The organism is Xinfangfangia pollutisoli (assembly GCF_020179405.1).
In the GTDB taxonomy this organism is placed as follows: domain Bacteria; phylum Pseudomonadota; class Alphaproteobacteria; order Rhodobacterales; family Rhodobacteraceae; genus Pseudogemmobacter; species Pseudogemmobacter pollutisoli.
Map to the genome: position 1 here is coordinate 11,299 of NZ_JAICBZ010000041.1, position 24,783 is coordinate 36,081.

General features: G+C 66.4%; 16 protein-coding genes and 2 pseudogenes. 12 read left to right on the forward strand and 6 right to left on the reverse strand.

Going from position 1 to position 24,783, the window contains the following annotated elements:
* Positions 1-62 precede the first annotated feature (62 nt).
* Genes K1Y73_RS12935 through K1Y73_RS12950 form a run of 4 tightly spaced genes read left to right on the forward strand, consistent with a single transcriptional unit; the run spans position 63 to position 6,163 of the window.
* The gene (locus K1Y73_RS12935) at positions 63-2,237 is read left to right on the forward strand and encodes an alpha-ketoacid dehydrogenase subunit alpha/beta (protein WP_225028718.1); all 2,175 of its coding nucleotides are present in this window, start codon (positions 63-65) and stop codon (positions 2,235-2,237) included.
* 41 nt (positions 2,238-2,278) lie between these two features.
* The gene (locus K1Y73_RS12940) at positions 2,279-3,877 is read left to right on the forward strand and encodes an ABC transporter substrate-binding protein (protein ID WP_225028719.1); all 1,599 of its coding nucleotides are present in this window, start codon (positions 2,279-2,281) and stop codon (positions 3,875-3,877) included.
* A gap of 57 nt (positions 3,878-3,934) precedes the next feature.
* A complete protein-coding gene (locus tag K1Y73_RS12945) occupies positions 3,935-5,179 on the forward strand; it encodes an aminotransferase class III-fold pyridoxal phosphate-dependent enzyme (protein WP_225028720.1) in 1,245 nt (414 codons plus the stop codon).
* Positions 5,180-5,200: 21 nt separating this feature from the next.
* On the forward strand, positions 5,201-6,163 hold the full coding sequence (locus tag K1Y73_RS12950) for an aminotransferase class IV (RefSeq protein WP_225028721.1): 963 nt from the start codon (positions 5,201-5,203) through the stop codon (positions 6,161-6,163).
* 10 nt (positions 6,164-6,173) lie between these two features.
* On the opposite strand, the gene K1Y73_RS12955 is transcribed toward K1Y73_RS12950, so the two are convergent.
* Positions 6,174-9,698 (reverse strand): translocation/assembly module TamB domain-containing protein, encoded by a 3,525-nt coding sequence (locus K1Y73_RS12955; RefSeq protein ID WP_225028722.1) that lies wholly within the window; start codon positions 9,696-9,698, stop codon positions 6,174-6,176.
* Complete coding sequence (locus tag K1Y73_RS12960) at positions 9,698-11,560, reverse strand: autotransporter assembly complex protein TamA (protein WP_225028723.1); 1,863 nt, start codon at positions 11,558-11,560, stop codon at positions 9,698-9,700. Before K1Y73_RS12960 ends, K1Y73_RS12955 begins: the two co-directional genes overlap by 1 nt.
* Before the next feature lie 315 nt (positions 11,561-11,875).
* On the opposite strand from K1Y73_RS12960, the gene K1Y73_RS12965 reads away from it, so the two are divergent.
* From K1Y73_RS12965 to infB, 6 genes and pseudogenes are all read left to right on the forward strand, one after another.
* Positions 11,876-12,517: a class I SAM-dependent DNA methyltransferase gene (locus tag K1Y73_RS12965; RefSeq protein WP_225028724.1), complete on the forward strand. Its 642-nt coding sequence runs from the start codon at positions 11,876-11,878 to the stop codon at positions 12,515-12,517.
* A 205-nt stretch (positions 12,518-12,722) separates the two neighbouring features.
* Positions 12,723-13,334 (forward strand): ribosome maturation factor RimP, encoded by a 612-nt coding sequence (gene rimP, locus K1Y73_RS12970; RefSeq protein ID WP_225028725.1) that lies wholly within the window; start codon positions 12,723-12,725, stop codon positions 13,332-13,334.
* Between the two features lie 27 nt (positions 13,335-13,361).
* Positions 13,362-14,981: a transcription termination factor NusA gene (gene nusA / locus K1Y73_RS12975; RefSeq protein ID WP_225028726.1), complete on the forward strand. Its 1,620-nt coding sequence runs from the start codon at positions 13,362-13,364 to the stop codon at positions 14,979-14,981.
* Positions 14,982-15,004: 23 nt separating this feature from the next.
* Entirely contained in the window at positions 15,005-15,658 is a 654-nt protein-coding gene (locus tag K1Y73_RS12980) for an RNA-binding protein (RefSeq protein WP_225028727.1), read from the forward strand.
* A pseudogene (locus K1Y73_RS22165) lies at positions 15,655-16,212 on the forward strand (translation initiation factor IF-2 associated domain-containing protein); the annotation flags it as partial. The gene K1Y73_RS12980 and the pseudogene K1Y73_RS22165, both read left to right, overlap by 4 nt.
* 84 nt (positions 16,213-16,296) lie before the next feature.
* Positions 16,297-18,255, forward strand: a pseudogene (infB, locus tag K1Y73_RS12985) (translation initiation factor IF-2); the annotation flags it as partial.
* 81 nt (positions 18,256-18,336) lie between these two features.
* Here the strand turns inward: infB and K1Y73_RS12990 are convergent.
* From K1Y73_RS12990 to K1Y73_RS13005, 4 genes are all read right to left on the reverse strand, one after another.
* Positions 18,337-18,477 carry a hypothetical protein gene (locus K1Y73_RS12990; RefSeq protein WP_225028729.1) on the reverse strand — a complete coding sequence of 47 codons (141 nt, stop codon included), beginning with the start codon at positions 18,475-18,477 and terminating at the stop codon, positions 18,337-18,339.
* 102 nt (positions 18,478-18,579) lie between these two features.
* A complete protein-coding gene (locus K1Y73_RS12995; RefSeq protein WP_225028730.1) occupies positions 18,580-18,978 on the reverse strand; it encodes a (deoxy)nucleoside triphosphate pyrophosphohydrolase in 399 nt (132 codons plus the stop codon).
* Positions 18,979-19,038: 60 nt separating this feature from the next.
* Positions 19,039-20,430 carry a bifunctional glutamate N-acetyltransferase/amino-acid acetyltransferase ArgJ gene (gene argJ, locus K1Y73_RS13000; RefSeq protein WP_225028731.1) on the reverse strand — a complete coding sequence of 464 codons (1,392 nt, stop codon included), beginning with the start codon at positions 20,428-20,430 and terminating at the stop codon, positions 19,039-19,041.
* A 21-nt stretch (positions 20,431-20,451) separates the two neighbouring features.
* Complete coding sequence (locus tag K1Y73_RS13005; RefSeq protein ID WP_225028732.1) at positions 20,452-21,294, reverse strand: peptidylprolyl isomerase; 843 nt, start codon at positions 21,292-21,294, stop codon at positions 20,452-20,454.
* A gap of 198 nt (positions 21,295-21,492) precedes the next feature.
* Here K1Y73_RS13005 and secA point away from each other — a divergent pair, with 198 nt between their 5' ends.
* Together secA and K1Y73_RS13015 are read left to right on the forward strand one after the other, a co-directional pair.
* Positions 21,493-24,225, forward strand: a complete 2,733-nt coding sequence (gene secA / locus K1Y73_RS13010) for a preprotein translocase subunit SecA (protein ID WP_225028733.1) — start codon at positions 21,493-21,495, stop codon at positions 24,223-24,225.
* Positions 24,226-24,404: 179 nt separating this feature from the next.
* On the forward strand, positions 24,405-24,783 hold a 379-nt coding region (locus K1Y73_RS13015), incomplete at its 3' end, for a hypothetical protein (RefSeq protein WP_225028734.1).

The window sequence follows — 24,783 nt, forward strand, 5'->3', positions numbered from 1 at the left end:
TTTCCACAAAAGCGAATCCCACCCCGGCAGGGCCGGGGCCAGGGATCACAGAAGGACTGAAGATGCCGCACCGGATTCCGCTTTCTCCCATGGCACCGTGGTTTCGGCTGGAAGCGGATCTCGCCGATTGGCAGGCCGAAAAGCCGGCTGATCTGGTGCATTGGTACGGCCAGATGCTGCTGATCCGCCGCTTCGAGGAAAAGCTGCTGGAGCTTGAGAAGGCCGGGCTGATCCACGGCCCCGCGCATGCCTCGATCGGGCAAGAGGCCGGCGCCGTGGGCGCGATGTCCTGTCTCGGGGCCGAAGACCGGATCAACGGCACCCACCGCGCCCATCATCAGGTGCTGCTGAAGCTGGTCAATGCGGTCACGCCCGCCGGCTTCGACGTGCTGAACGACGATTTCACCGCCGAGATGGACGCGGCGCTGCACCGTTTCATGGCCGAGATCATGGGCCTGGAGCTGGGCTATTGCGGCGGCCGCGGCGGGTCGATGCACATGCGCCATGCCGCGGCCGGAATCATGGGCACCTCGGCCATCGTGGGCGGCAACCCGCCGCATGCCGTGGGCTATGCGCTGGCCGACAAGATGCTGGGCCGCGATCAGGTTTCGGTCGCCTTCTTCGGCGATGGCGCGGCGCAGAACGGCGCCAGCTACGAGGCGATGAACATCGCCGCCGCACAGGGCGTGCCGACGATCTTCTTCATCGAGAACAATCTTTACGGCGTCGCGACCCGGCTGACCGAGATCACCCGGGAAAGCCGCATCTCGTCACGCGGGGCGATGTTCGGCATCCCCTCGATCGAGGTTGACGGGATGGATGTGGTGGCGGTTCACAACGCCATGGCCGAAGCTCGTCGCATCATCGCGGCCGAAGGCGGGCCGGTGGTGATCGAGGCGCTGCTTTATCGCCATTTCCACCAGTCGGGCAGCCGCAAGGGCAGCGATTTCGGCTATCGTCCGACCGAGGAAGAGGCCGAATGGCTGGCGCGCGACCCGGTGACGACCACCGCGGCGCGGCTGCGCGAGATGGGGATCCTCAGCGCCGAACATCTGGCGCAGATCGACAGCGCGGTGACCGGCCGGGTCGCGGCGGCGGCGGCGAAGCTGACCGAAACCGTGCCGGGCGGCAATGCGCTGCGCATCCCGGATGCGCTTTGGCCCGATCCGGCCTCGCGCGATGTGGGGATCCTGGGCGATCTGTCCGAACTGGCCGACAGCCGGATCGTCGATCATGCCGACCGGGCGGGGCGGCCGACCGAGCGGGTGAAATTCGTCACCGCCGCCTCCGAGACGCTGGCCGCGGCGATGGACCGCGATCCGCGCATCATCGTGATGGGCGAGGATGTCCACCAGATGCGCGGCGGGGTGTCGGGCTTTACCAAGGGGGCGCTGGAACGCTGGCCGGGCCGGGTTCTGCCGATGCCGATTGCCGAGAACGGCTTTACCGGCGTGGCGCTGGGCGCGGCGCTGAACGGGCTGCGCCCGGTGGTCGAGATCATGTTCGGCGACTTCTGCTTTACCGCCGCCGACCAGATCGCCCATGGCGCGGGCAAGGTGCGGCACATGTTCGGCTCGGGCTTTCCGGTGCCGCTGGTCATGCGGGTGCGCGTCTCGCCGCATACCGGCTATGGCTCGCAGCATTCCACCGATCCCTCGGCGCTGTTCGGCCTGTTCCCCGGCTGGCGCATCGTCAGCCCAACCACGGCGCATGACTATATCGGCCAGATGAATGCCGCGCTGCGCTGCGACGATCCGGTGGTGATCATCGAGCATACCGAATTCTACCAGCGCGAATTCGAAGTGCCCGCCGGTGACCGCGATTTCATCATTCCCTTCGGCAAGGCCCATTGCGTGCGGCCCGGCACGGCCTGCACGGTTCTGGCCACCTCGGCCATGGTCGGCCAGGCGGTCAAGGCGGCCGAACAGACGGGGGTCGACGCCGAGGTGATCGACCTGCGCAACCTCGACCATCACGGCATCGACTGGGAGATGATCGGCGCCTCGATCGACCGCACGGGCCGGGTGATCATCGCCGAACAGACCGCCCGCAGCATGTCGATGGGCGCAACCTGGGCCGATGGCATCCAGGCGCGCTTCTTCGACAGTCTGGATCACGAAATCCTGCGCGTGACGGGCGGGCTTGCTGCGCCCACCGTCTCGGCAGTGCTGAATCGCGCCGCCCTGGCTTCGGCGGCGGATCTTGGCGAAGCGCTGCTTCGCATCACGGCCAACTAAAAAAACGGATCGAATCAGGTCCACCAACAGGAGAAGGTCACATGCTATTCAAAGGTTTGGTTCCAAGGGCCGGCATTCTGTCGCTTGCGGTCGCTGCGGCCGCGTTCGGCATGATCGCGCCGCCGGCAAAGGCCGAGGAGAAGGCGCTGGTCATCGCCCGCGACCTTGACATCAACGCGCTCGACCCGGCGCGGGTCTGGTGCGACACCTGCCAGATCTATGCCACCTCGGTCTATGAACAGCTGGTCACGCTGGACAAGGACAACAAGCTGCAGCCGCTGCTGGCCGCCAGCTGGACGGTCAACCCCGAACAGACGGTCTTCACCTTCACCCTGGACCCGGCGGCGAAATTCTCGGACGGCTCGCCGGTCGAGGCGAAGGATGTGAAATGGTCCTTCGAGCGGCTGAAGAACATCAAGGGCAATGCGGCCTTCATCGCCGACCCGATCAGCCATATCGACACGCCCGATGCGCAGACCGTGGTGATCACCCTGACCGCGGCCAATTCGGAATTCCTGAACCAGGTCGCCGCGGGCTTTCTGGGCGTGATCAACAGCGATGTGGCGGCCGAAAACGGTGCCCTTGCCGATGAGACGGCGGCCGAGAAGGACACGTCCGAGACCTGGTTCCTGTCGCATTCTGTCGGCAGCGGCCCCTTCGTGCTGGCCAATTACGAGCCGAACGCCGAATTGCGGCTGAAGCGGAACGAAAACTACTGGCGCGCCAAGCCCGCGGTGCCCGAGGTGATCTTCCGCCAGGTGAAGGATGCGGTCGCGCAGGCGCAGATGCTGCAATCGGGCGAAGTCGACATCGCCATGCAGATCGACCCCGAAACCGCCAAATCGCTGGAAGGCTCGGATGCGGTGGTGGAACGGGTGCCCTCCTACAACTTCATCTACATCGCGCTGTCGCCGGGGGCGAAGGCCACGCCCATCGACATGACGCCCGACGTGCGCGAGGCGATTTCGATCGCGATCGATCGCACCGCGCTGATCGACTTCACCCTGGGCGGCGACGGGCGCGCGCTGGCGGCACCGATCCCGCTGGGCTTCCCCGGTGGCGATGGCCATCAGGTGCCCGAATACAATCCCGACAAGGCGAAAGAGATTCTGGCGGCGGCGGGGCTTGAGGCGGGTTTCACCCTGCAGACCATCTATCCCGACCTGAACGTCTATGGGGTGGATTTCAACCTGATGATGCAGAAGATCCAGCAGGATCTGGCCAAGGTCGGCATCGCGCTGGACCTGCAGCCGGTGCCCTTCGCCAACTGGCGTGAAATCGCGAATGGCGACCATATCCCGCTGACTGCGGTGTTCTTCGCCCCCGATTTCTTCGGCAGTTCGCAATATCTGGACGTGTTCGGCATGCAGGACGGCTCGGTCTGGGCCAAGCGCGCCGGGGGCGACAAGGACCCGACGCTGATCAACCCGCGGGCGGGTGAGCTGAAGGCGGCGGCGCTTGCGGCCGCGACCCCGGACGAGGCCGAGAAGCTGTGGTTCGAAGCCGCGGAAGAGATGATCAAGAACCGCATCATCATTCCGATGGTCAGCCCCGACCTGATCCTGGCCTATGGCCCGCATGTGAAGGGCGTGCGCTACAGCGCCTGCTGCAACCTGCCGCTGGCCGAAATCAGCAACTGATCCTGCGGGGGGCGCCTTCCGGGCGCTCCCTTTCCCATGCCCGTCAGAGAGACACCCATGACAGCCCTTCTCGGCAATTCCCGCGACCTCGCCCTGCAAGCCCGGGCGCAGCAGGTCATCCCCAATGGCATGTGGGGCCATATGGCCACCCGGGCCATCGCGCCCGGCTATCCGCAATTCTTCTCGCGCTCGGACGGCTGCCGGGTCTGGGATGCCGATGGCAATGACTATATCGACTTCATGTGTGCCTGGGGGCCGAACCTGCTGGGCTACCATCATCAGCAGGTCGATGCGGCGGCGCTGGCGCAGTTGCAGGCGGTCGATTCCGGCAATGGCCCGACCGAGGCGCTGGTCGAACTGGCCGAGCTGATGACCGCGACGGTCGACCATGCCGACTGGTGCCTGTTCCAGAAGAACGGCACCGATGCCACGACGGTCTGCGTCACCATCGCCCGCGCCGCCACTGGCAAGCGCAAGGTGGTGATGGCAAAGGGCGCCTATCACGGCGCGGTGCCCTGGTGTTCGCCCTCGGTCGTGGGCGTCACCGCCGAGGACCGGGCCCATCTGATCGCATTCGACTGGGGCGACAGCGCCAGCCTTGAGGCCGCCGTGGCCCAGGCCGGCGACGATCTGGCCGCGATCATCCTGACCGCCTTCCGCCACGATGTGGGGCGCGATCAGGAACTGCCCAGCCAGGCCTTCCTGCAGTCGGCCCGCGCCCTGTGCGACCGGACCGGCGCCTTGCTGATCTGCGACGATGTGCGGGCCGGCTTCCGGCTCGATTTGCGCGGCAGCTGGGCGCCCCTGGGCGTGAAGCCCGACCTTGCCGCCTATTCCAAGGCCATCGCCAATGGCTGGCCGCTGGCGGCGGTCGCCGGGGCCGACCGGGCGCGCGAGGGGGCGGCGAAGATCTTCACCACCGGATCCTTCTGGTATGGCGCCGCGGCGATGGCGGCCGGTGCCGCCACGATCCGCATCCTGCGCGAAACCGATGCGCTGGCCCATATCGAAGCCATGGGCAACCGCCTGCGCAAGGGCCTGGACGAGGCCGCGGCCCGGCATGGCTACCGGCTGCGCCAGACCGGCCCGGTGCAGATGCCGATGGTGCTGGTCGATGGCGACCAGGATCTGCGCATCGGCAATGCGCTTTGCCTGGCGGCGTTGCGCCAGGGGGTGTTCCTGCACCCGAAGCACAACATGTTCCTCTGCGCGGCCCATATGCCCGACGATATCGACCGCGCGGTCGAGGGCGCCGACAAGGCCTTCGCCGAGATCGCCGCCGCCGGCATCGTGCCGGCCTGACCGCAGCCGCAGGGAAGCCCGATGTCCTATACAGATCACATCTTTGCCGCCTATCGCCAGCGCCTGGCCGCGCTGGAGCAAAGCCCGAACCCCTTCGCCCGCGGCATCGCCTGGGTCGGCGGCGATTACGTGCCGGTGGCCGAGGCGAAGATCCCGCTTCTGGATCAGGGCTTCCTGCATTCCGACCTGACCTATGACGTGCCGGCGATCTGGAATGGCCGGTTCTTCCGGCTGGACGACCATCTGGACCGGTTCGAGGCCAGCCTGAAGAAGCTGCGGCTGCAAAGCCCGATTCCGCGGCACGAGATCCGCGACCGGCTGGTCGAGATGGCGGCGAAAAGCGGCATCCGCGACGCCTATGTGATGATGATCGTGACGCGCGGCCTGCGCTATGTGCGCCAATACGCGCCCGAGGACTGCCAGAATTTCTGCTATCTGATGGTCACGCCCTATCTTTGGGTCATGGGCGAAGAGGTGCAGAAGACCGGCGGCTCGGCGATCATCGCCCGCACGGTGCGCCGCATCCCGCCGGGGGCGATGGACCCGACGGTGAAGAACCTGCAATGGGGCGATTTCACCCGCGCGATCTTCGAGGCGCGCGACCGCGGCGCGATGTATCCGATCCTGACCGACGGCGATGCGAACCTGACCGAGGGGTCGGGTTTCAATGTCGTGCTGGTCAGGGACGGCCGGCTCTACACGCCACGGCGCGGCGTTCTGGAAGGCGTCACCCGCAAATCGGTGCTTGAGGTGGCCGATGGGCTGGGCCTGCCCTGGGTGATCGACGATATCCCGGTGCAGATGGCCTATGACGCCGACGAGATCCTGTTCGTCACCACCGCGGGCGGGGTGATGCCGATCACCACGCTGGATGGGCAACCGGTGGGTGACGGGCAGGTCGGCCCGATCAGCCAGGCGCTGTGGAAGGGCTATTGGGATGCGCATTCCGACCCGGACCTGAGCTTCGCCATCGCCTATGACTGACTGACGGGCGTCAGTAATCCTTTTCCAGATAGACGCCGATCCCGCTGGACCCGTCGGAATCGACCCGGCCCTTGACCGTCAGCCCCTTGCGCACATCCAGGTTCAGGTTGATGCGCGTATTGCCGTCCTGGCCCAGGCTGAATTCGGAATACAGGTTGTCCGACAGGTATTTGCCGGCCTTCACCGCCGTCGAGCCATTCGCATCCGTCGACACGTCCAGATCGTCGAAGCCAAAGCCCTTGCGCAGCTTGCCCACGATCCCCTCGCCGCCCTTGCCGGCCAGCGTGGCCACGGCATTGGCCAGCTGCGCCGCCTGGAAGGCCGAGATCTGGTCAAGCCCGCGGTCGAACAGCAGATGCGACAGCACCTCTTCCTGCGGCAGTTCCGGCACCGAGCTGAAATTCACCTCCGGCGCATCCGCGGGGCCCTGGACCACCACATAGCTGGTCACGTCATCGCCCGTGGCCGAGGCCGAGACGGTGACATAGGGCACCATACTGCCCTGCAGCACCATCGAGGCATCCGACAGGACCAGCCGCTTGCCCAGAAGATCCAGCCGGCCGCGGATTAGGTCAAGCCCGCCCGAGGGCACGACATTGGCCAGCGTGCCGCCCAGCCGGATCGTGCCGCCCAGTTCGGCATCCAGCCCGCGGCCGCGCAGGAAGATGCGGTTCGGCGCCCTGATTTCGACATCAAGCCCCCAGTCCAGCCCGCCCGAACCGCCGGCCGCGCTGTCTTCGCCCTCGCCCAGACCGGCGCGGTCGCGGGTGGCGCGCACCGCGGCCGTGTCGCCGACATGGTCGATCGCCTCCAGATCGGCGGCGGTGGAAAAGCCGGTCGAGGGGATGCGCAGTTCCGTCTCGCCCAGAACCACATCGCCCGACAGGGCGGCACGGCCCAGAAGCGGGCCGGTCAGGCGCAGATTGGCGCCCAGGGTGGTTTCGTAAAGCTCGGGGTCGCGCAGCGCCACCGCATCGGCGGCAATGTCCAGATCGGCCGGGTAGGGCGCGGTCAGGCCCAGCGTGCCGCCCAGGCGCAGCCGCCCGCCGCGTTGCGCCTCGGCCGTGGCCGAGATGCGGGCCGAGCCGCCGGCCAGATCGGCCGAGGCCGCCACCCGTTCCAGCGCCAGGCTGCGGGCCGGAACCGCGATGCTGCCGCCCGACAGGGTGACGCGGCCCGACAGGTTCTGCAGCGCCCATCCGCCGCGCAGCGCCAGATCGTAGCCCAGCGTGCCGGCCAGATGCAGGGCCTCGGTAAAGCTGTTGACGATGCCGGCCTGGCCGGTGCCGGTCACGGTCAGATCGGGCGCGCGCGCGTCGACCCGGCCGGTCAGGCGGGCGTCGATCCCGGCGGGCCCGGCGATGCGCAGATCCGAGACCAGCGTTTCGCCTTCGGGGCGGACGCGGCCCGACAGGGTGACCGGGCCGGGGAATTCCGGCGCGATCAGCGCCAGATTGGCCAGCCGCGCCTTCACATCCAGCGACCCGCCGCCGGCATCGGTGACATCCGCGGTCAGCTGCGGTGTGGCCAGCTTCAACCCGGTCAGCTGCGCTGCGCCGTCGCGCAGCAGGCCCGACAGCGCCAGATCGGCGGTGCCGGCCAGCAGCCGGTCCAGCTCGGCCTGGCCGGTGCGCAGGTTCTGGCCCTTGCCCTGCAGCGCGCCGGTGCCGTTCTGCGCATTGCCCGAGAACCGCGCCTCGACATCCAGGCCCCCGCCGAAGCTGCCGCCCAGATCGCCCAGATCGGCCCATTGCAGCCGCCCCTCGACCAGGCTGTCGCCCGAGGTCAGCTTGCCCGTGCCGGTGAAGACCAGGCTGGCGGCCTTGGCCGTAAGGCTGCGCAGGGTCAGCCCGGTTTCATCGCGCAGGACCGAGGCGTCGATCTGCGAGGACCCGGCCAGCAGCCGGTCGGCCTGGGCGATGCCGGTCAACAGACGCTCGGCCTGCAGCGACAGGTCCAGATCGAAGGCGCCGCTCAGCACGCTGCCTTCGCCCTCGGCCCGCAGCACCGCCTTGCCGCCCAGGGGCCGCCCGGCCAGGGCCGAGAAGCGGCCCAGATCGTCGGCGGTCAATTCGCCATGCCCGACCGCTTTCATCGCGGTGTCCAGCCCTTCGATCCGCAGCCCGCCGGTCAGCCCGTAGCCATCGCCGGCAAGCGTGATCAGCGGCAGGTTCAGCCCGTCTTCGCCTTCGCGCCAATACAGGATGGTGCGCCCCATCACGATGCTGCCCAGGGCCGAGGCCAGGGCGGTATCGGTGGGCGACAACCCCTCGGCCGTGTAGCTGAGCGTTGCGCCCAGGCTGGCCTTGCCCGCTTCGCGACCGATCCGCCCCGACCCCGAAAGCTCGGCCCGCGAGGCGTCGAAATCGGGGCGGTCCAGCCCCTCGATCACCAGGCTTCCGGTCCAGCCATCGCCTTGCGTCGCATCGAAGGCCAGCGTCAGATCGGCCCGGTTGACCCGGGTTTCCGGCCCGGTCAGCGGCAGCAGCACCGCCGATCCGTCGGGGCTGGCGATCTGCGCCTTCAGGTCGAAATCGCTGGGCAGCCCGTCGGTGGCCAGGCCCAGCGTTCCCGACAGGTTCAGCCGGTCCGAGGCCAGCGACAGCTGGTCCAGCCGCAGATTGCCCTCGGGCCAAAGCCGTCCCGCCAGATCGAATTTCAGCGACCGGCCCAGGAATTCGGCATATTGCGGCAGGAACAGCGGCGCCGGATCGCCTTGCAGCCGGGCCGAGAAGCTGTGCAGCCCCTTGGCATCGGTGGCGATGGTGACGGGGCCGGCAAGGCGGGGCGTGCCGTCGGTTTCCAGCCGGATCTCGGCCGCGAAATCGCTGAGCGTGCCCTTGCCCTTGACCGTCAGCGCCGCTTCCGGCTGGCCGGGCAGGCCCAGCAGCCGCGCGGCGATGCCGCCCGCGTCTTCGCGCGCGTCCAGATCCAGATCCAGCGCCCGGTTGGTGTTGGAATAGGTGGCGGCCAGTTTCACCTGACCCGAGGGGCCACTGTCATTGCGCTGCAATTCCAGCCTGGCATTGCCATTGCCATTGGCCAGCGACAGGGCGGCCGACAGGCTGGCCTCGACCGGCTCGCCCAGAACCGGGGCGCCCAGGACGATGCGCTTGGCCGAGATCTGGTCGATCTCGACCGAAACCGGCAGGTCGGGCAGGGCAAAGGGCGTGGCTTCGGGACTGGGCGCCTCGGGCGCGCTGACGGGCATGCGGTCAAGCGTGATCGTCTCGGCACTGAGCTGGTTGACCAGCACTTCGCCGCGCAGCAGCGAAGACCGGCTCCAGTCCAGCACCACTTTGTCCAGGGTGATCCAGGTGCCGCTGTCATCGGCGATTTCAAGCCGGTCGATCGTCGCGCGCGACGACAGGGCGCCCTGAAAGCCGGTGATGGTGACCTTGCGCCCGGCGCCTGACAGATTGTCCTCCAGAAAGGCGGTCAGATAGCTGCGGTCGTCTTCCTGGGCCTGCAGCTGCTGCGGCAGGGCGGCGGTGCCAAGGCTGGCGGTCAGAAGAAGGATCGGAAGGTGTCGCATCAGAAGGACTGCCCCAGGCCGATGTAAAGCTGAACCCCGTCGCCGGTATTGCCGCCCACGGGTGTGGCGACATCCAGCCGGATCGGGCCGAAGCCGGTTTCATAGCGCAACCCCAGGCCGGCGCCGGAATGCCAGTCGCCGTCATCCGAGAAGAAGCCGTCCACATCGACTCGGCCGATGTCGAAGAAGCCCACGACCCCGATGCTTGAGGTGATCCGGCTGCGCACCTCGACCGAGGCCGCCAGCATGTAGGTGCCGCCGATCAGGTAATCGGAACTGCCGTTGCGGGCGATCGGAACGCCCAGCGATTGGTAGGGCTGGCCGCGCACGGTGCCGCCGCCGCCCGAGAAGAACAGATCGTCGCGCGGCGTGTCCAGAAGCGTGCTGCCCAGGATCGCGCCGCCCTGGATGCGGGCGGCCAGCGTCACGCCCTTTTCGGCGCCGAAACTGCGATAGCCGCGGGTGTCGAAGGTCAGTTTCGCGCCCGATCCGGTGGTGCCAAGGCCCAGGAAGGGCTTGGCAGTGGCGTCGATATAGAAGCCGCCCTTCGGATCGGTGGTGCTGTCGCGCCGGTCCCAGGTGGCGCCCAGCGGCAGCGAGAAGTTGCGATAGCGGAAATCGCCGCCCGGATCGCTGCCCTGGGTGTATTTGTAGCTGATCCCGGCCTTTAGCGTCAGGCTTTCGGAATAGTAATGGATGAAGGACAGGCCGAATTCGGCCGTGTCCGAACTGTAATCGACCGCATCCTCATGCGACAGATCGAAGGCCAGGCTGGCGGTCGTGTCGGCCGAAGGCGTCGCCGGACGGTCCAGCTTGACGCCGATGGCGTAATCGGTGCCGCTGGTTGCCGCGCCGATATTGGTGACGGCACCTTTCAGCGTCAGCCGCTCGCCGCCGCCGAACAGGTTGCGATGGATCCATTCGGCCGTCAGCGAGACGCCGTCATCGGTGGCGATCTCGGCGCCGGCGGAATAGCGGCGGCGCTTCTGCTCGGTCACGGTGATCTCGATCGGCAGCAGGCCGCCATTTTGCAGCACTTCGCCTTCGGCCAGCACCACACTGGCGAAAACCCCGGTGCGGCGCAGGCGGGTGGCGGCGCGGTCCAGTTCGGTCTGGCTGAAGCGTTCGCCCGGTTTCAGCCCGGCGATCTTGATGATGCGGGCCAGCTCCATCCGCTCGGCCCCTTTCACGGTGACCGGGCCGAAGGCCAGTTCGGGACCCGGCGCCATGACGATATCGGCGGCAAGCGTCGCATCGCGGTGATTGGCGATCAGATCGTCGCGCGCCACCTGCGCCTTGGCATGGCCCTCTTCGCGCCAGCCCAGCACCGCGGCATCGACCGCTGCCTCGACCAGCCCCGCCTTGGCGGTCTGGCCGGCGCGAAAGCCTTCGGGAAGTTCGGTGCCATGGGCCAGCGGCGCGATCTGCGCCTTGGAAAAGGCAAAGCGCGGGCCCGGGTCGATGCTGATCGCCGCCACCCCAACCGTGTTCGGCGCGTTCAGCGGCGCGATGTCGGCGACCTCGCGGCCATCGAAAGTGATGTGGATCACCGCGCTGTAATAGCCCTCGGCATAAAGCGCGCCCAGCAGGCGGGCGTAATCGGCCCGCGCGGCGGCGAACAGATCCTGCGGGTCGGTCAGGCGTTCGTCGCGCTGGGCCAGCAGCAGCGAATTGGCGCGCAGGGCCTTGGTCAGGGCCTTGTCCTCGCCCTTGACGGTGAAGTCGAAGCGGTCAAGCGCCTGCAGCGGTTGGGTCGGAAGAACCAGCGCCGAGATCATCAGCGCCGCGGCCAGCGCCGGGCGCAGCCTGCTTGCGCCGCCCTGCAGGGCCCTGGTCCGTCCTGCGCCGCCTTGCCGTTTCATCGCCCCGATCCGCACCGAAAACTCCTACTTCAACCATTGCCATCGCCATGCTTCGGCGAAGGGCACTGTCTACGCATTGCTGCTAAGGGGCCCTGCTTCGCGCGACAATGGCATATCTGTGGCGCATCCGCGGCCCGCTTCGCGCAGAGTCGCAAGAAACGCGAAACTGTTCAACATTTTAACGACAATCTCCGCCCGATCCGGTGCCTGGACGTTAAGGTGATGGGCAAGTTTCTGCCGCCCCGCGCGTCATGTCTTTGTGATTTCGCCATGCGCATATGCGGCAGCCCAGCACCAGTGCAGGAGGAGCTTGCCATGTCGCTTGACGGATATGATCTGGACCAGGCCTATGAAATCCACGGCCCGGATGAGGCGCGTCGCATGTATGGCGACTGGGCGCGCGATTACGATGACAGTTTCGGCCGCGCCTGGGGCTATGTCGCGCCGCGCGAAATCGCCACGATCCTGCGCGGCGAACTGGCGCTGAGCAATGCGGGCGCCGCGGCAGAGATTCTGGATATCGGCGCGGGCACGGGCCTGGTGGCCGAAAGCCTGCGCGGGCTGGTGGTCGATGCGCTGGACATCACGCCCGAGATGCTTGACGTGGCCCGGTCCAAGGGTTTGTACCGCGCCCTGACGCTGGGCGATCTGACCGGCCAGCTGCCGATCGCCGATGCCAGCTATGACGCGATCATCAGCTGCGGCACCTTCACCCATGGCCATGTCGGCCCCGAATGCTTTGACGAATTGCTGCGCATCACCCGGCCCGGCGCGATCTTTGCCTGCGGCACGATCGGCCCGGTCCTGGACGGCGCCGGCTTCGGCTCGGCCCTGGCGCGGCTGGTGGCGCGCGGCCGCATCACCCCGGTCGCCTGGCGCGATATCCCGATCTACGAAGATGCCGAACACCCCCACAAGGACGACCGCGGGCTGGTGATGGTGTTCCGCAAGCTTTAGGACAAGGGCGCCCGGTCGGCCCGGCGCGCCGGGCCGGCTTTCGGCGGCTGCTTTCAACACTTGTGGCGCGCGCTGCTGTTGTGCCTTGCAGACTCGGCCCTGCGCGCGTATATCCGCATTCAACAGCGGTTTCGGGGTCCAAACTCGAAGCTACCGAAAGTCACGGGCGGGCCGCTGGGTCCGCCTTTTTGTTTTCCGGGATCGCATGAACGACCTTATCGCCAAGACTGCCATTGACCGCCGCCTGGCCGACATTGTCGGCCCGGTGATCGAGGGCCTGGGCTTCGAACTGATCCGCCTGCGGCTGATGGGCGGGCATGGCAAGGTGCAGAAGACCCTGCAGATCATGGCCGACCGCCCCGAAGGCGGCATCGGCGTGGAAGATTGCGGGGCGATTTCCACCGCCGTCTCGGCGGTTTTGGATGTCGAAGACCCGATCGAGGACAATTACGTGCTGGAAGTTTCCAGCCCGGGCATCGACCGGCCGCTGACGCGCCTGAAGGATTTCGAGACCTGGAAGGGTTGGGAAGCCCGGATCGAGACCTCGGAACTGATCGACGGCCGCCGCCGCTTCAAGGGCGGGCTGATGGGCGTCGAGGGCGAGGAAGTGCTGATCGAGATCGAGGAAGGCGGCCAGGACCTGACCATCGGCCTGCGCTTCGACTGGCTGTCGGATGCGAAGCTGATCCTGACCGACGAGCTGATCGCCGAGATGCTGCGGCAGAAGAAGGTGGCGCTGCCGGAAGACGGCGGCTTCGACGAGATCGACGAAACCGAAGGGGATGACGAAGAAGACGTCCCCGAGACCAAACACTGAACCGGAAACCGGGCGGGAGCTAGACCCATGGCAATCACCTCAGCCAATCAGCTGGAACTTCTGCAAACGGCCGAGGCCGTGGCGCGGGAAAAGATGATCGACCCGGATCTGGTGATCCAGGCGATGGAAGACAGCCTCGCCCGCGCCGCCAAGTCGCGCTACGGCGCCGAGATGGACATCCGGGTGAAGATCGACCGCAAGACCGGCCGCGCCTCGTTCGCGCGCATCCGCACGGTGGTTGGCGATGACGAGGTGGAAAACCACCATGCCCAGCTGACGGTGAAACAGGCCAAGAACTATCTGGCCGACCCGCAGATCGGCGACGAGGTGATCGACGAGGTTCCGCCGGTGGATCTGGGCCGGATCGCCGCGCAATCGGCCAAGCAGGTGATCCTGCAGAAGGTGCGCGAGGCCGAGCGCGACCGCCAGTTCGACGAATTCAAGGACCGCAAGGGAAGCATCATCAACGGCGTGGTCAAGCGCGAGGAATACGGCAATGTCATCGTCGACATCGGCCGTGGCGAAGGCATCCTGCGCCGGAATGAAAAGATCGGCCGCGAAGCCTATCGGATCGGCGACCGCATCCGCTGCTACATCAAGGATGTGCGCCGCGAAGTGCGCGGCCCGCAGGTCTTCCTGTCGCGCACCGACCCGCAGTTCATGGCCGAACTGTTCAAGATGGAAGTGCCGGAAATCTATGACGGCATCATCGAGATCAAGGCCGTGGCCCGCGATCCGGGGTCGCGCGCCAAGATCGCCGTGATCTCCTATGACAATTCGATCGACCCGGTCGGCGCCTGCGTCGGTATGCGCGGCTCGCGCGTGCAGGCCGTGGTGAACGAGTTGCAGGGCGAGAAGATCGACATCATTCCGTGGAATCAGGATCAGGCCACGTTCCTGGTCAACGCGCTGCAACCGGCGCAGGTTTCCAAGGTGGTTGTCGACGAGGACGCCGGCAAGATCGAAGTCGTGGTGCCGGACGAACAGCTGTCGCTGGCGATCGGCCGGCGCGGGCAGAACGTGCGTCTGGCCAGCCAGCTGACGGGTCTGGACATCGACATCCTGACCGAGGCCGAAGAATCGCAGCGCCGTCAGGCCGAATTCGCCGAACGTACCAAGCTGTTCATGGACACGCTGGATGTCGACGAGATGATGGCCCAGCTTCTGGTCTCGGAAGGCTTCGCCAATCTGGAAGAAGTGGCTTACGTCGATCAGGACGAATTGCTGTCGATCGACGGCTTCGACGAATCGACCGCCGCCGAATTGCAGGCCCGTGCCCGCGACTATCTGGAAGAGCAGGCCAAGAAGGCGCTGGAATCGGCCCGGGCGATGGGTGTGGAAGACAGCCTTATTGAATTCGAAGGCCTCACTCCCCAGATGCTGGAAGCGCTGGGCAAGGACGGCATCAAGACGCTGGAAGATTTCGCCACCTGCGCCGACTGGGAGCTGGCCGGCGGCTGGACGACCGAAAACGGCCAGCGCAAGAAGGATGAAGGCATTCTCGAACCGTTCGACATGAGCCTGGACGAAGCGCAGAACCTGATCATGACCGCGCGCGTCATGCTGGGCTGGGTCGACCCGACCGAAATGGCCCCCGCCGATGAGGGCGAGGGTGACGCCGAAGCCGACGCGGAGGCCGAGGCCTGATCTCAGGCCTCGGGGAACGCGCCATGACGCGCGGCGGCCGGGAAAAATTGCGGGACGAACCGGAGCGCAAATGCATCGTCTCCGGCGCGGTCAGCCCCAAGGCGGGGCTGATCCGCTTTGTCGTTTCGCCGGACGGGCAGATCGTGCCCGATATTCTGGCGCGTCTGCCGGGGCGGGGCATCTATGTCTCGGCCGAGCGGGCGGCGATCGAGAAGGCCGCGCGCAAGGGCCTGTTTGCCCGGGCGGCGCGGGCGCAGGTCAAGGCCGATCCGGCCCTGGCCGATATGGTCGAGGCGCTGGTGGCGCGGCGGGTGGTCGATCTTCTGGCCCTGGCGCGCAAGGCCGGCGGTGCAGTGACCGGCTACGAGAAGGTAAAAGACTGGCTTGTTTCCGGCCGCGCGGCGGTGCTGATTCAGGCAGAAGACGGGTCAGAGCGCGGAAAGACGAAACTTCGCGCTCCAGAAGGTGAAAACAGACTGATTTCCTGCCTGAATGCCGGGGAAATCGGTTTGGCTTTCGGCCGCGAACGTGCCATACACGCCGCGCTTGCGGCTGGTGGACTCGCAACCCGTGTTGTAGAGGAAGCGGCAAGGCTGGCCGGGCTGCGCGAAAGCGAAGACAGCAGCGGACAGCGGGACGGCGGAAATTCCGCCGGGAAGGATACGAAGGACGCATGAGCGATACTGACGGCAAGAAACCCCTCGGGCTGGGTGGTGCCCCCCGTTCCGGTCAGGTGAAGCAAAGCTTCTCCCATGGCCGCACCCATGCGGTGGTCGTCGAGACCAAGCGCAAGCGGGTGGTCGTGCCCACCCCGGCGAAACCCGGGGTTTCTGGTGGTGCAGGCGGTGGCGCGTCGGGCGGCGGTCTGGGCGATCCGGCCCGGCGGCCGGCCGGGATTTCCGATGCCGAGATGCAGCGCCGGCTGGATGCCCTGCGCGTGGCCAAGGCTCGCGAGCAGGAAGATGCCGCACGCCGCGCTGCCGAGGAAAAAGAGCGCGAGGAAGAGCGCCAGCGTCGCCGCGAAGAGATCGAGGCCAAGGAACGCGAAGAGCGGCAGCGTGAAGCTGCGCTGCGCGCCAAGGCCGAGGAAGAGGAACGCGTGAAGCGCGAAGCCGAGGCGGAAGCTGTGGCCCGTGCCGCGGCCCGCAAGGCCGAGGTTCTGGGCACCCAGCGCCGTCAGCCGCCCGCGCCGCAACAGGCCTCGGCCAATGGCCCGGCGCCTGCCGAAGCCACGCCGACCGACCGCTCGACCGGCCAGGCGCGTCCGCGTCCGACCGGCGATGACGGCAACCGGCCCAGCGCGACCCCGCGCAAGACCGATCGCGAACGCGAGAACCGCGACACCGATCGCGGCGCCAAGCGGGGCGACGAAGGCCGCCGCGCCGGCAAGCTGACCCTGTCCGACGCGCTTTCGGGCGAAGGCGGCCGTCAGCGCAGCCTGGCCGCGATGAAGCGCAAGCAGGAAAAGGCCCGCCAGAAGGCGATGGGCTTCGGCCAGAAGGCTGAAAAGCAGGTGCGCGATGTGCAGCTGCCGGAAACCATTGTCGTCAGCGAACTGGCGAACCGCATGGCCGAACGCGCGGCCGATGTGGTCAAGGCGCTGATGAAGATGGGCATGATGGTCACGATGAACCAGACCATCGACGCCGACACGGCCGAACTGGTGATCGAGGAATTCGGCCACCGCGCTGTCCGCGTTGCCGATGCCGACGTCGAACAGGCGATCGACACGGTCGAGGACAAGGCCGAGGATCTGGTCACCCGTCCGCCGGTCGTGACGATCATGGGTCACGTCGACCACGGCAAGACCTCGCTTCTCGACGCGATCCGCAAGGCGAATGTCGTCTCGGGCGAAGCCGGCGGGATCACCCAGCATATCGGCGCCTATCAGGTGATGACGCCGTCGGGCCAGCTGGTGACCTTCCTGGATACGCCCGGCCACGCGGCCTTCACCTCGATGCGGGCCCGTGGCGCGCAGGTGACGGATATTGTCGTGCTGGTCGTGGCCGCCGATGACGCGGTGATGCCGCAGACGGTCGAGGCGATCAATCACGCCAAGGCTGCCGGCGTTCCGATGATCGTTGCGATCAACAAATGCGACAAGCCCTCGGCCAATCCGACCAAGGTGCGGACCGACCTTCTGCAGCACGAAGTGGTCGTCGAGGCCATGTCGGGCGATGTGCAGGATGTCGAGGTTTCGGCCCTGACCGGCAAGGGGCTGGACGATCTGCTGGACGCGATCGCGATCCAGGCCGAAGTGCTGGAGCTGAAGGCCAACCCGTCGCGCGCTGCGTCCGGGGCGGTGATCGAAGCCAAGCTGGATGTCGGCCGGGGTCCGGTGGCGACCGTTCTGGTGCAGAACGGCACGCTGAAGAAGGGCGACATCTTTGTCGTGGGCGAGAAGTGGGGCAAGGTCCGCGCTCTGGTCAACGACAAGGGCGAGACGGTCACGGAAGCCGGTCCTTCGGTGCCGGTCGAGGTGCTGGGCCTGAACGGCACGCCCGAAGCGGGTGACGTGCTGAACGTGGTCGATACCGAAGCCCAGGCGCGCGAGATTGCCGAGTACCGCGAGAAGGCGGCCAAGGACAAGCGCGCGGCGGCCGGTGCGGCGACGACGCTGGAACAGCTGATGGCCAAGGCCAAGGCCGATGCCGATGTGGCGGAACTGCCGGTTCTGGTGAAGGCCGACGTGCAGGGTTCGGCCGAGGCGATCGTGCAGGCGCTGGAAAAGGTCGGCAATGCCGAGGTCCGCGTGCGGGTTCTGCATTACGGCGTCGGTGCGATCACCGATTCCGATGTGGGCCTGGCCGAGGCTTCGGGCGCGCCGGTGATCGGCTTCAACGTCCGTGCCAATGCGACCGCGCGTGCGTCGGCCCAGCAGAAGGGGGTCGAGATCCGCTATTACTCGATCATCTACGACCTGCTCGACGACATCAAGCAAGCGGCCTCGGGTCTGCTGAAGGCCGAAGTGCGCGAGCATTTCATCGGCTATGCGACGATCAAGGAAGTCTTCCGCATCACCGGCGTCGGCAATGTGGCGGGCTGTCTGGTCACCGAAGGCGTTGCGCGCCGTTCGGCTGGCGTGCGTCTGCTGCGCGACAACGTGGTGATCCACGAAGGCACGCTGAAGACGCTGAAGCGCCACAAGGACGAGGTCAAGGAAGTGCAGTCCGGTCAGGAATGCGGCATGGCCTTCGAGCGCTATGAAGATCTGCGCGCCGGCGACGTGATCGAAATCTTCGAGCGCGAGGAAGTCCAGCGGACGCTGGACTGATCCCCGCCGCTGGGTTGAATGGAAAAGGCCGGGCAAGATGCCCGGCCTTTTTCGTATGGCTTCACAGGGTGTGCTGGCGGATCAGGCGGCCCGCACGGTCATGACCGGCACGCCGGTAAACACCTTTTCGCCGACTTTGACCATCACGCGGCCATCCGTGGTCGAGCCCACCATAAGGCCCTGAACCGAAACATAATCACCGATCGAGATCGTCCGCAGCATCCTGTTGCCTCCCCCAAGGATCACAGCCTATGCGAAAGATAGCGAATGATTTTGTAACGACAAAGCAAAAATATTGCTCAAACTGCCATTATTTCGCCCAGATCATAGCCAATCGCGCAGGATCGGGATCAGCGGAAGGTCTGCCGGGGGCATCGGATAGTCACGCAGCCTTGACGGCGGTACCCAGGCCAGGGTCTGGCCTTCGCGCGCCTCGGCGATTCCCTCCCAGCGACGGCAGGCGAACAGCGGCATCAGCAGGTGGAAATCCTCGTAGGAATGGCTGGCGAAGGTCAGCGGCGCCAGGCAGGATTTCCAGGTGTCGATGCCCAGCTCTTCCTTCAGCTCGCGGATCAGGCAGGCCTCGGGCGTCTCGCCCGGTTCAACCTTGCCGCCGGGAAATTCCCAAAGCCCGGCCAAAGACTTGCCCGGCGGGCGCTGCGCCAGAAGCACGCGGCCATCGGTGTCGATCAGGGCCACGGCAGAGACGAGCAGGGTTTTCATCGGCGGCTTTCGCAGAAAGGTAAAAGGCCCCGGCGCGCGCTGCGGGCGCCGGGGCAGGGATCACGACCGGTAATCGGCGTTGATCTCGATGTAGCGCTTGGTCAGATCGCAGGTCCAGACCGTGCGCTTCGCCCGGCCCAGGCCCAGATCGACGGCGATCACCAGTTCGGACTGCTTCATGTAGGTCGCGCCGGCGTCTTCGGTGTAAGAGGCGGCCTTCCAGCCCTTTTCGGCGACCAGGATATCGCCGAAGCGGATGGTCAGCCGGTCGCGGTCAGCCTCGGCGCCGGACTTGCCGACCGCCATGACCACGCGGCCCCAGTTCGGATCCTCGCCCGCGACCGCGGTCTTCACCAGCGGCGAATCGGCGATGGCGAAGGCGACCTTGGCGGCATCCTCGTCGCTGGCAGCACCCGTCACCCGCACCTCGACCAGTTTCGTTGCCCCCTCGCCGTCGCGCACCACTTGCAGCGCCAGATCGCGCATCACCCCGGCCAGCGCCGTCTCGAAGGCCTTGGCCGTCGGGCCCTTCAGCTCGGCCGCGGCCGAGGTGCCGGTCGCCGCCACCAGAAGCGTGTCCGAGGTCGAGGTGTCGCTGTCGACGGTGATCGAGTTGAAAGTGCCGCCGACATTGCGGCTGACCATGCGTTGCAGCGCCGCCGGCGAAATCTTCGCATCGGTGAAGATATAGACCAGCATCGTCGCCATGTCGGGCGCGATCATGCCCGAGCCCTTGGCGATGCCGGCGATATGGATGGTGCCGCCTTCGCCCTGCACGGTCGCCGCGGCGCCCTTGGGGAACGTGTCGGTCGTCATGATCGCTTCGGCGGCCATCAGGATGCCGGCCTCGGACAGATCCGCGGCCAGATCGTCGACGACGGCGGTGATCCGGTCATGCGGCAAGGGCTCGCCGATCACTCCGGTCGAGGACGAAAACACCCGGCTGGCCGGAATGTCCAGCGCACGGGCGACGGCGCCGGTGATCTCGGCCACGCTGCGATCACCGACCTTGCCGGTGAAGGCATTCGAATTGCCGGAATTCACGATGATCGCCGCGCCGGCGCCGGGCGGGACCTTGGTTGCCAGCTTCGTCTCGCAATCGCGCACGCAGCCCGACCGGGTGGACGAGCGGGTGAAGGCGCCGGCGATGGACGTGCCGGGCGCCAGACGCACCAACATAACATCGCGGCGGTTCTGGTATTTGATCCCCGCCGCGATGGCCGAAAACTCGGCCCCCGCGATCAGCGGCAGTTCGGGAAAGGCGGCCGGCGCCAGCGGAGAGACCGGCTTCGCCGCCTTCTTCGCCGCGGCGATCACCTCGCCTGCGACTTCGGACACCTTCTTCTCGACCGCCTCGGCCACCGGGCCCACGCTTTCGGCCACGGTGTCCTTCAGCGCCTTCAGCTTTTTCTTCAAGGCCTTGGCTTCGGCCTTCCAATCGGTCTTGCCCATCGTTCTGCCTCTTTCAATCCGTCAGTCGATCAGCTTGGCGTCTTTAAGCAGGGCGGGGTCGATGCCTTCGCCGGGCTTCTCGATCTTGGCGGCCTCGGTCAGGCTTTTCAGGTGATCGTCGATCGCCTTGGTCTCAACCTCTTGCGCCAGTTCCTCGCGCAGATCGTCCAGCGAGGGTTTGGAGGCGATGCGGCTTTCCGAGACCAGGATCAGATGCCAGCCGAAATCGGTCTGCACCGGATCGGTGATCTTGCCGATCTCGGCCTTGATCACGGCGTCTTCAAACGGCTTGACCATCATGCCCAGACCGAACCAGCCCAGATCGCCGCCCTGCGCGCCCGACCCGGTGTCGATGGAATTGGCCTTGGCCAGTTCGGCGAAATTCGCGCCGCCATCCAGCTGCGCCTTCAGCGCCTTGGCCTCGTCCTCGGTTTTCACCAGGATATGGGCGGCGTGATATTCCTTCTGCGGTGCCGCATCCTTGAAGCGCTCGTCATAGGCCTTCTGCAGCGCCTCATCGGTCACCGCGGTCTTGGTGATGCCGGCGATGACCACGCCCGACAGATAGCCGCGCTTGTCATTGGTGATATTGGCCTCGTCGCGCTTGGTCAGCGCGGTCACCGACTGTGCCAGAACTTCCTGCTGCACCAGCTGGTCCAAGATGCCCTTGAACAGCACGTCATCGGGCAGGGTCAGGTATTGCTGGGGCAGGTTCTCGCGCAGGGCGATCATCTGGCCCAGGGTGATCTCGGTGCCATTGACCGTGGCCACCACGGTATCCGAGGTCTCGCCTTCGGCGAAAACGGGCGCGGCTGTGAGGGCCACAAGCGCCACCGCAGCCGAAAGACGCAGTTGTTTCAGCATTTCACACCCTCCTGAGCGGGCTGGCCGAAGGCCTGGAACTGCCCGCGCGACGTTGACTATGCCCGCCCTACCCCTTACATCGCGACAGTCGCGTGATCTGGGGCCCGCCGGTCCTTATGGGCCCTTCTATGGAAGGCAATGCAGGCCGGCAAGCCCGAGGGCCACACGATCTCGTTTAGGCCGCCTCACGGAGTTATCATGCTGGGTTTCAACTCCCTTGCACGCAAGGTCTTTGGTTCTGCCAATGACCGCAAGGTCAAGGCGGTGCGTCCGCTGGTGGCGAAGATCAATGCGCTTGAGCCGGAATTCGCCGCGCTCAGCGACGAAGGGATCATCGCGAAAACGCGAGAGCTGCAGAAGCGGGTGCAGGAGGGCGGCGAAAGCCTGGATGCCGTGCTGCCCGAAGCCTTTGCCAATTGCCGCGAGGCGGCGAAACGGGCGCTGGGTCTGCGCGCCTTCGATGTGCAGCTGATGGGCGGCATCTTCATGCATCAGGCCAATATCGCCGAGATGCGCACCGGCGAAGGCAAGACCCTGGTCGCGACCTTCCCGGCCTATCTGAACGCCCTGGCCGGCAAGGGCGTGCATGTCGTCACGGTGAACGACTATCTGGCCCGCCGCGATGCCGACTGGATGGGCAAGGTCTACAACCATCTGGGCATGACCTGTGGCACCGTGGTGCCCTTCCAGGGCGATGCCGAAAAGCGCGCGGCCTATCGCGCCGACATCACCTATGCGACCAACAACGAATTGGGCTTCGACTATCTGCGCGACAACATGAAGGGCAGCGTCGACGAAATGGCCCAGCGCGGCCATTTCTTTGCGATCGTCGACGAGGTCGACTCGATCCTGATCGACGAGGCGCGCACGCCGCTGATCATTTCGGGCCCGGCGCAGGACCGCAGCGAGCTGTATACCCAGATCGACAAGCTGGTCCCCAGCCTGACCGAAGAGCATTACAAGCTGGACGAAAAGGCCCGCAACGTGACCTTCACCGATGAAGGCAACGATGCGATGGAAGTCTTGCTGCGCGGGGCCGGCGTGCTGCCCGAGGGCCAGCACATGTTCGACCCGGAATCGACCACCATCGTTCACCACATCAACCAGGCCCTGCGCGCGCATAAGCTGTTCTTCCGCGATCAGCATTACATCGTGCGTGACGGCGAAGTGGTGCTGATCGACGAATTCACCGGCCGGATGATGAAGGGCCGCCGCCTGTCGGACGGGCTGCATCAGGCGATCGAAGCCAAGGAAGGCGTGAAGATCCAGGCCGAGAACGTGACGCTGGCCTCGGTCACCTTCCAGAACTACTTCCGACTTTACGAAAAGCTGGCGGGCATGACCGGCACGGCCGCGACCGAGGCCGAGGAGTTCATGCAGATCTATGGTCTGGGCGTCGTGGAAGTGCCGACCAACCGCCCGGTCCAGCGCAAGGACGAACACGACAAGGTCTATCGCACCGCCAAGGAAAAATACGCCGGCGTGATCGAATCGATCAAGGAAGCGCATGAGCGCGGCCAGCCGATCCTGGTCGGCACCACCTCGATCGAAAAGTCGGAAACCCTGTCGACGCTGCTGACCGCGGCGGGCATTCCGCACAGCGTGCTGAACGCGCGCCAGCATGAACAGGAAGCCAAGATCGTGGCCGATGCCGGCAAGCTGGGGGCGGTGACCATCGCCACCAACATGGCCGGCCGCGGCACCGACATCAAACTGGGCGGCAATGTCGAGTTCAAGGTGATGGAGGCGATCGCCGCCCATCCCGACGACCATCCCGACGCGATCCGCGCGCGGATCGAATCCGAACACAAGGCCGAGGAAGAGGCGGTGAAAGCCGCCGGCGGCCTGTTCGTTCTGGGTACCGAACGCCATGAAAGCCGCCGGATCGACAATCAGCTGCGCGGCCGTTCGGGCCGTCAGGGCGACCCGGGCCGGTCGGAATTCTTCCTGTCGCTGGAAGACGATCTGATGCGGATCTTCGGCTCGGAACGGCTGGACAAGGTTCTGTCGACGCTGGGGATGAAGGAAGGCGAGGCCATCGTTCACCCCTGGGTCAACAAATCGCTGGAAAAGGCCCAGGCCAAGGTCGAAGGCCGCAACTTCGACGTGCGCAAGCAGCTGTTGCGGTTCGACGATGTGATGAACGACCAGCGCAAGGCGATCTTCGGCCAGCGGATGGAGATCATGCAGGCCGAGGACATCTCGGAAATCGCGACCGACATGCGCCATCAGGTGATCGACGATCTGGTCGCGCAATACATGCCGCCGCGCACCTATCACGACGACTGGGATCTTGACGGGCTGAAGCAGGCCGGCCGTGAAAAGCTGAACATGGACATGCCGATCGAGGTCTGGGCGGCCGAGGAAGGCGTGGATCAGGCGGCGCTGTCCGAGCGGATCATCGAAAACTCGGACACCTACATGGCCGAAAAGGCCGCCGCTTTCGGCCGCGAGACCATGGAGCAGATCGAGAAGCAGGTCCTGCTGCAAGCCATCGACAGCAAATGGCGCGACCATCTGCTGCGGCTGGAACATTTGCGCTCGGTGATCGGCTTCCGGTCCTATGCGCAGCGCGACCCGCTGAACGAATACAAGACCGAGGCCTTCCAGCTGTTCGAGACGATGCTGGAAAGCCTGCGGGTTCAGGTGACCGAACAGCTGTCGCGGATCCGGCCGCTGACCAAGGAAGAGCAGGATCAGATGATGGCGCAGATGCTGGCCGCCCAGCAGCCGCGCCCGGCCCAGGCTGAACCGGCCGAGGCGCTGCCGGCCCCGGCCGATGCCGGCGCTGCCGTCGTCACCGCGCCGGCAACCCGGCTTGCGGGTTTTGACGAGGCCGATCCCTCGACCTGGGGCAACCCCGCGCGCAATGACCTGTGCCCCTGCGGCTCGGGCGAGAAGTTCAAGCATTGCCACGGCCGGCTGGCCTAAGCGGCGCGTCTGCCCGGGCCCGGGCGGTCAGGCCATGATTGTGGCAAGATCGGGGCGGCTTCGGCCGCCTCGGGACGTTTGACTGGGGCAGAACCGGAAACATTCCCCGATATCGCCACGGGATCGCCTGCTTTCCCGCTGACGATAGGGCAAGGGAATCCGCATTCGGGGGCCGGAAAATGACGATGACACGCAGCCTGTTGCGCGGGGGGGCCGTGCTGGCCGTGGCCTTGGCCGCGGGCCATCTGGTACAGACCGTATCCGCAACACGCACCGAACGCGCGGCCGCCGAAGCTGGGCGGGCCGCCGCGAAACAGACCGAACCGAAGCAGATCGAGCCGGTCTCGGCCGGGCCCGACACGGCCGCCGCCCGGCTTGCCGCCGTGCCCGCCTTGCCCGGCGATCCTGTCGCAACCCCGACCCCGATTCCGGCCCCCACTCCGGCCCCCACTCCGGCCCCGACTCTGGCCCCGACTCTGGCCCCTGCCGCGGCCCCCGAAGCCCCGGTTGCGGCGCCGGCCCTGCCGGTCGCGCCTGCGGCTAAGGGCGCCGCGCCGC

What these genes read in the sequence shown, in the direction of transcription:
- K1Y73_RS12980 (WP_225028727.1), top strand. Translation starts at nt 15,005, where the DNA reads ATGACGCGCGGCGGCCGGGAAAAATTGCGGGACGAACCGGAGCGCAAA.
- K1Y73_RS12950 (WP_225028721.1), top strand. Translation starts at nt 5,201, where the DNA reads ATGTCCTATACAGATCACATCTTTGCCGCCTATCGCCAGCGCCTGGCC.
- K1Y73_RS12935 (WP_225028718.1), top strand. Translation starts at nt 63, where the DNA reads ATGCCGCACCGGATTCCGCTTTCTCCCATGGCACCGTGGTTTCGGCTG.
- K1Y73_RS12990 (WP_225028729.1), bottom strand. Translation starts at nt 18,477, where the DNA reads ATGCTGCGGACGATCTCGATCGGTGATTATGTTTCGGTTCAGGGCCTT.
- nusA (WP_225028726.1), top strand. Translation starts at nt 13,362, where the DNA reads ATGGCAATCACCTCAGCCAATCAGCTGGAACTTCTGCAAACGGCCGAG.
- K1Y73_RS13005 (WP_225028732.1), bottom strand. Translation starts at nt 21,294, where the DNA reads ATGCTGAAACAACTGCGTCTTTCGGCTGCGGTGGCGCTTGTGGCCCTC.
- K1Y73_RS12955 (WP_225028722.1), bottom strand. Translation starts at nt 9,698, where the DNA reads ATGCGACACCTTCCGATCCTTCTTCTGACCGCCAGCCTTGGCACCGCC.
- K1Y73_RS12995 (WP_225028730.1), bottom strand. Translation starts at nt 18,978, where the DNA reads ATGAAAACCCTGCTCGTCTCTGCCGTGGCCCTGATCGACACCGATGGC.
- secA (WP_225028733.1), top strand. Translation starts at nt 21,493, where the DNA reads ATGCTGGGTTTCAACTCCCTTGCACGCAAGGTCTTTGGTTCTGCCAAT.
- K1Y73_RS12960 (WP_225028723.1), bottom strand. Translation starts at nt 11,560, where the DNA reads ATGAAACGGCAAGGCGGCGCAGGACGGACCAGGGCCCTGCAGGGCGGC.
- K1Y73_RS12940 (WP_225028719.1), top strand. Translation starts at nt 2,279, where the DNA reads ATGCTATTCAAAGGTTTGGTTCCAAGGGCCGGCATTCTGTCGCTTGCG.
- argJ (WP_225028731.1), bottom strand. Translation starts at nt 20,430, where the DNA reads ATGGGCAAGACCGATTGGAAGGCCGAAGCCAAGGCCTTGAAGAAAAAG.
- rimP (WP_225028725.1), top strand. Translation starts at nt 12,723, where the DNA reads ATGAACGACCTTATCGCCAAGACTGCCATTGACCGCCGCCTGGCCGAC.
- K1Y73_RS12965 (WP_225028724.1), top strand. Translation starts at nt 11,876, where the DNA reads ATGTCGCTTGACGGATATGATCTGGACCAGGCCTATGAAATCCACGGC.
- K1Y73_RS12945 (WP_225028720.1), top strand. Translation starts at nt 3,935, where the DNA reads ATGACAGCCCTTCTCGGCAATTCCCGCGACCTCGCCCTGCAAGCCCGG.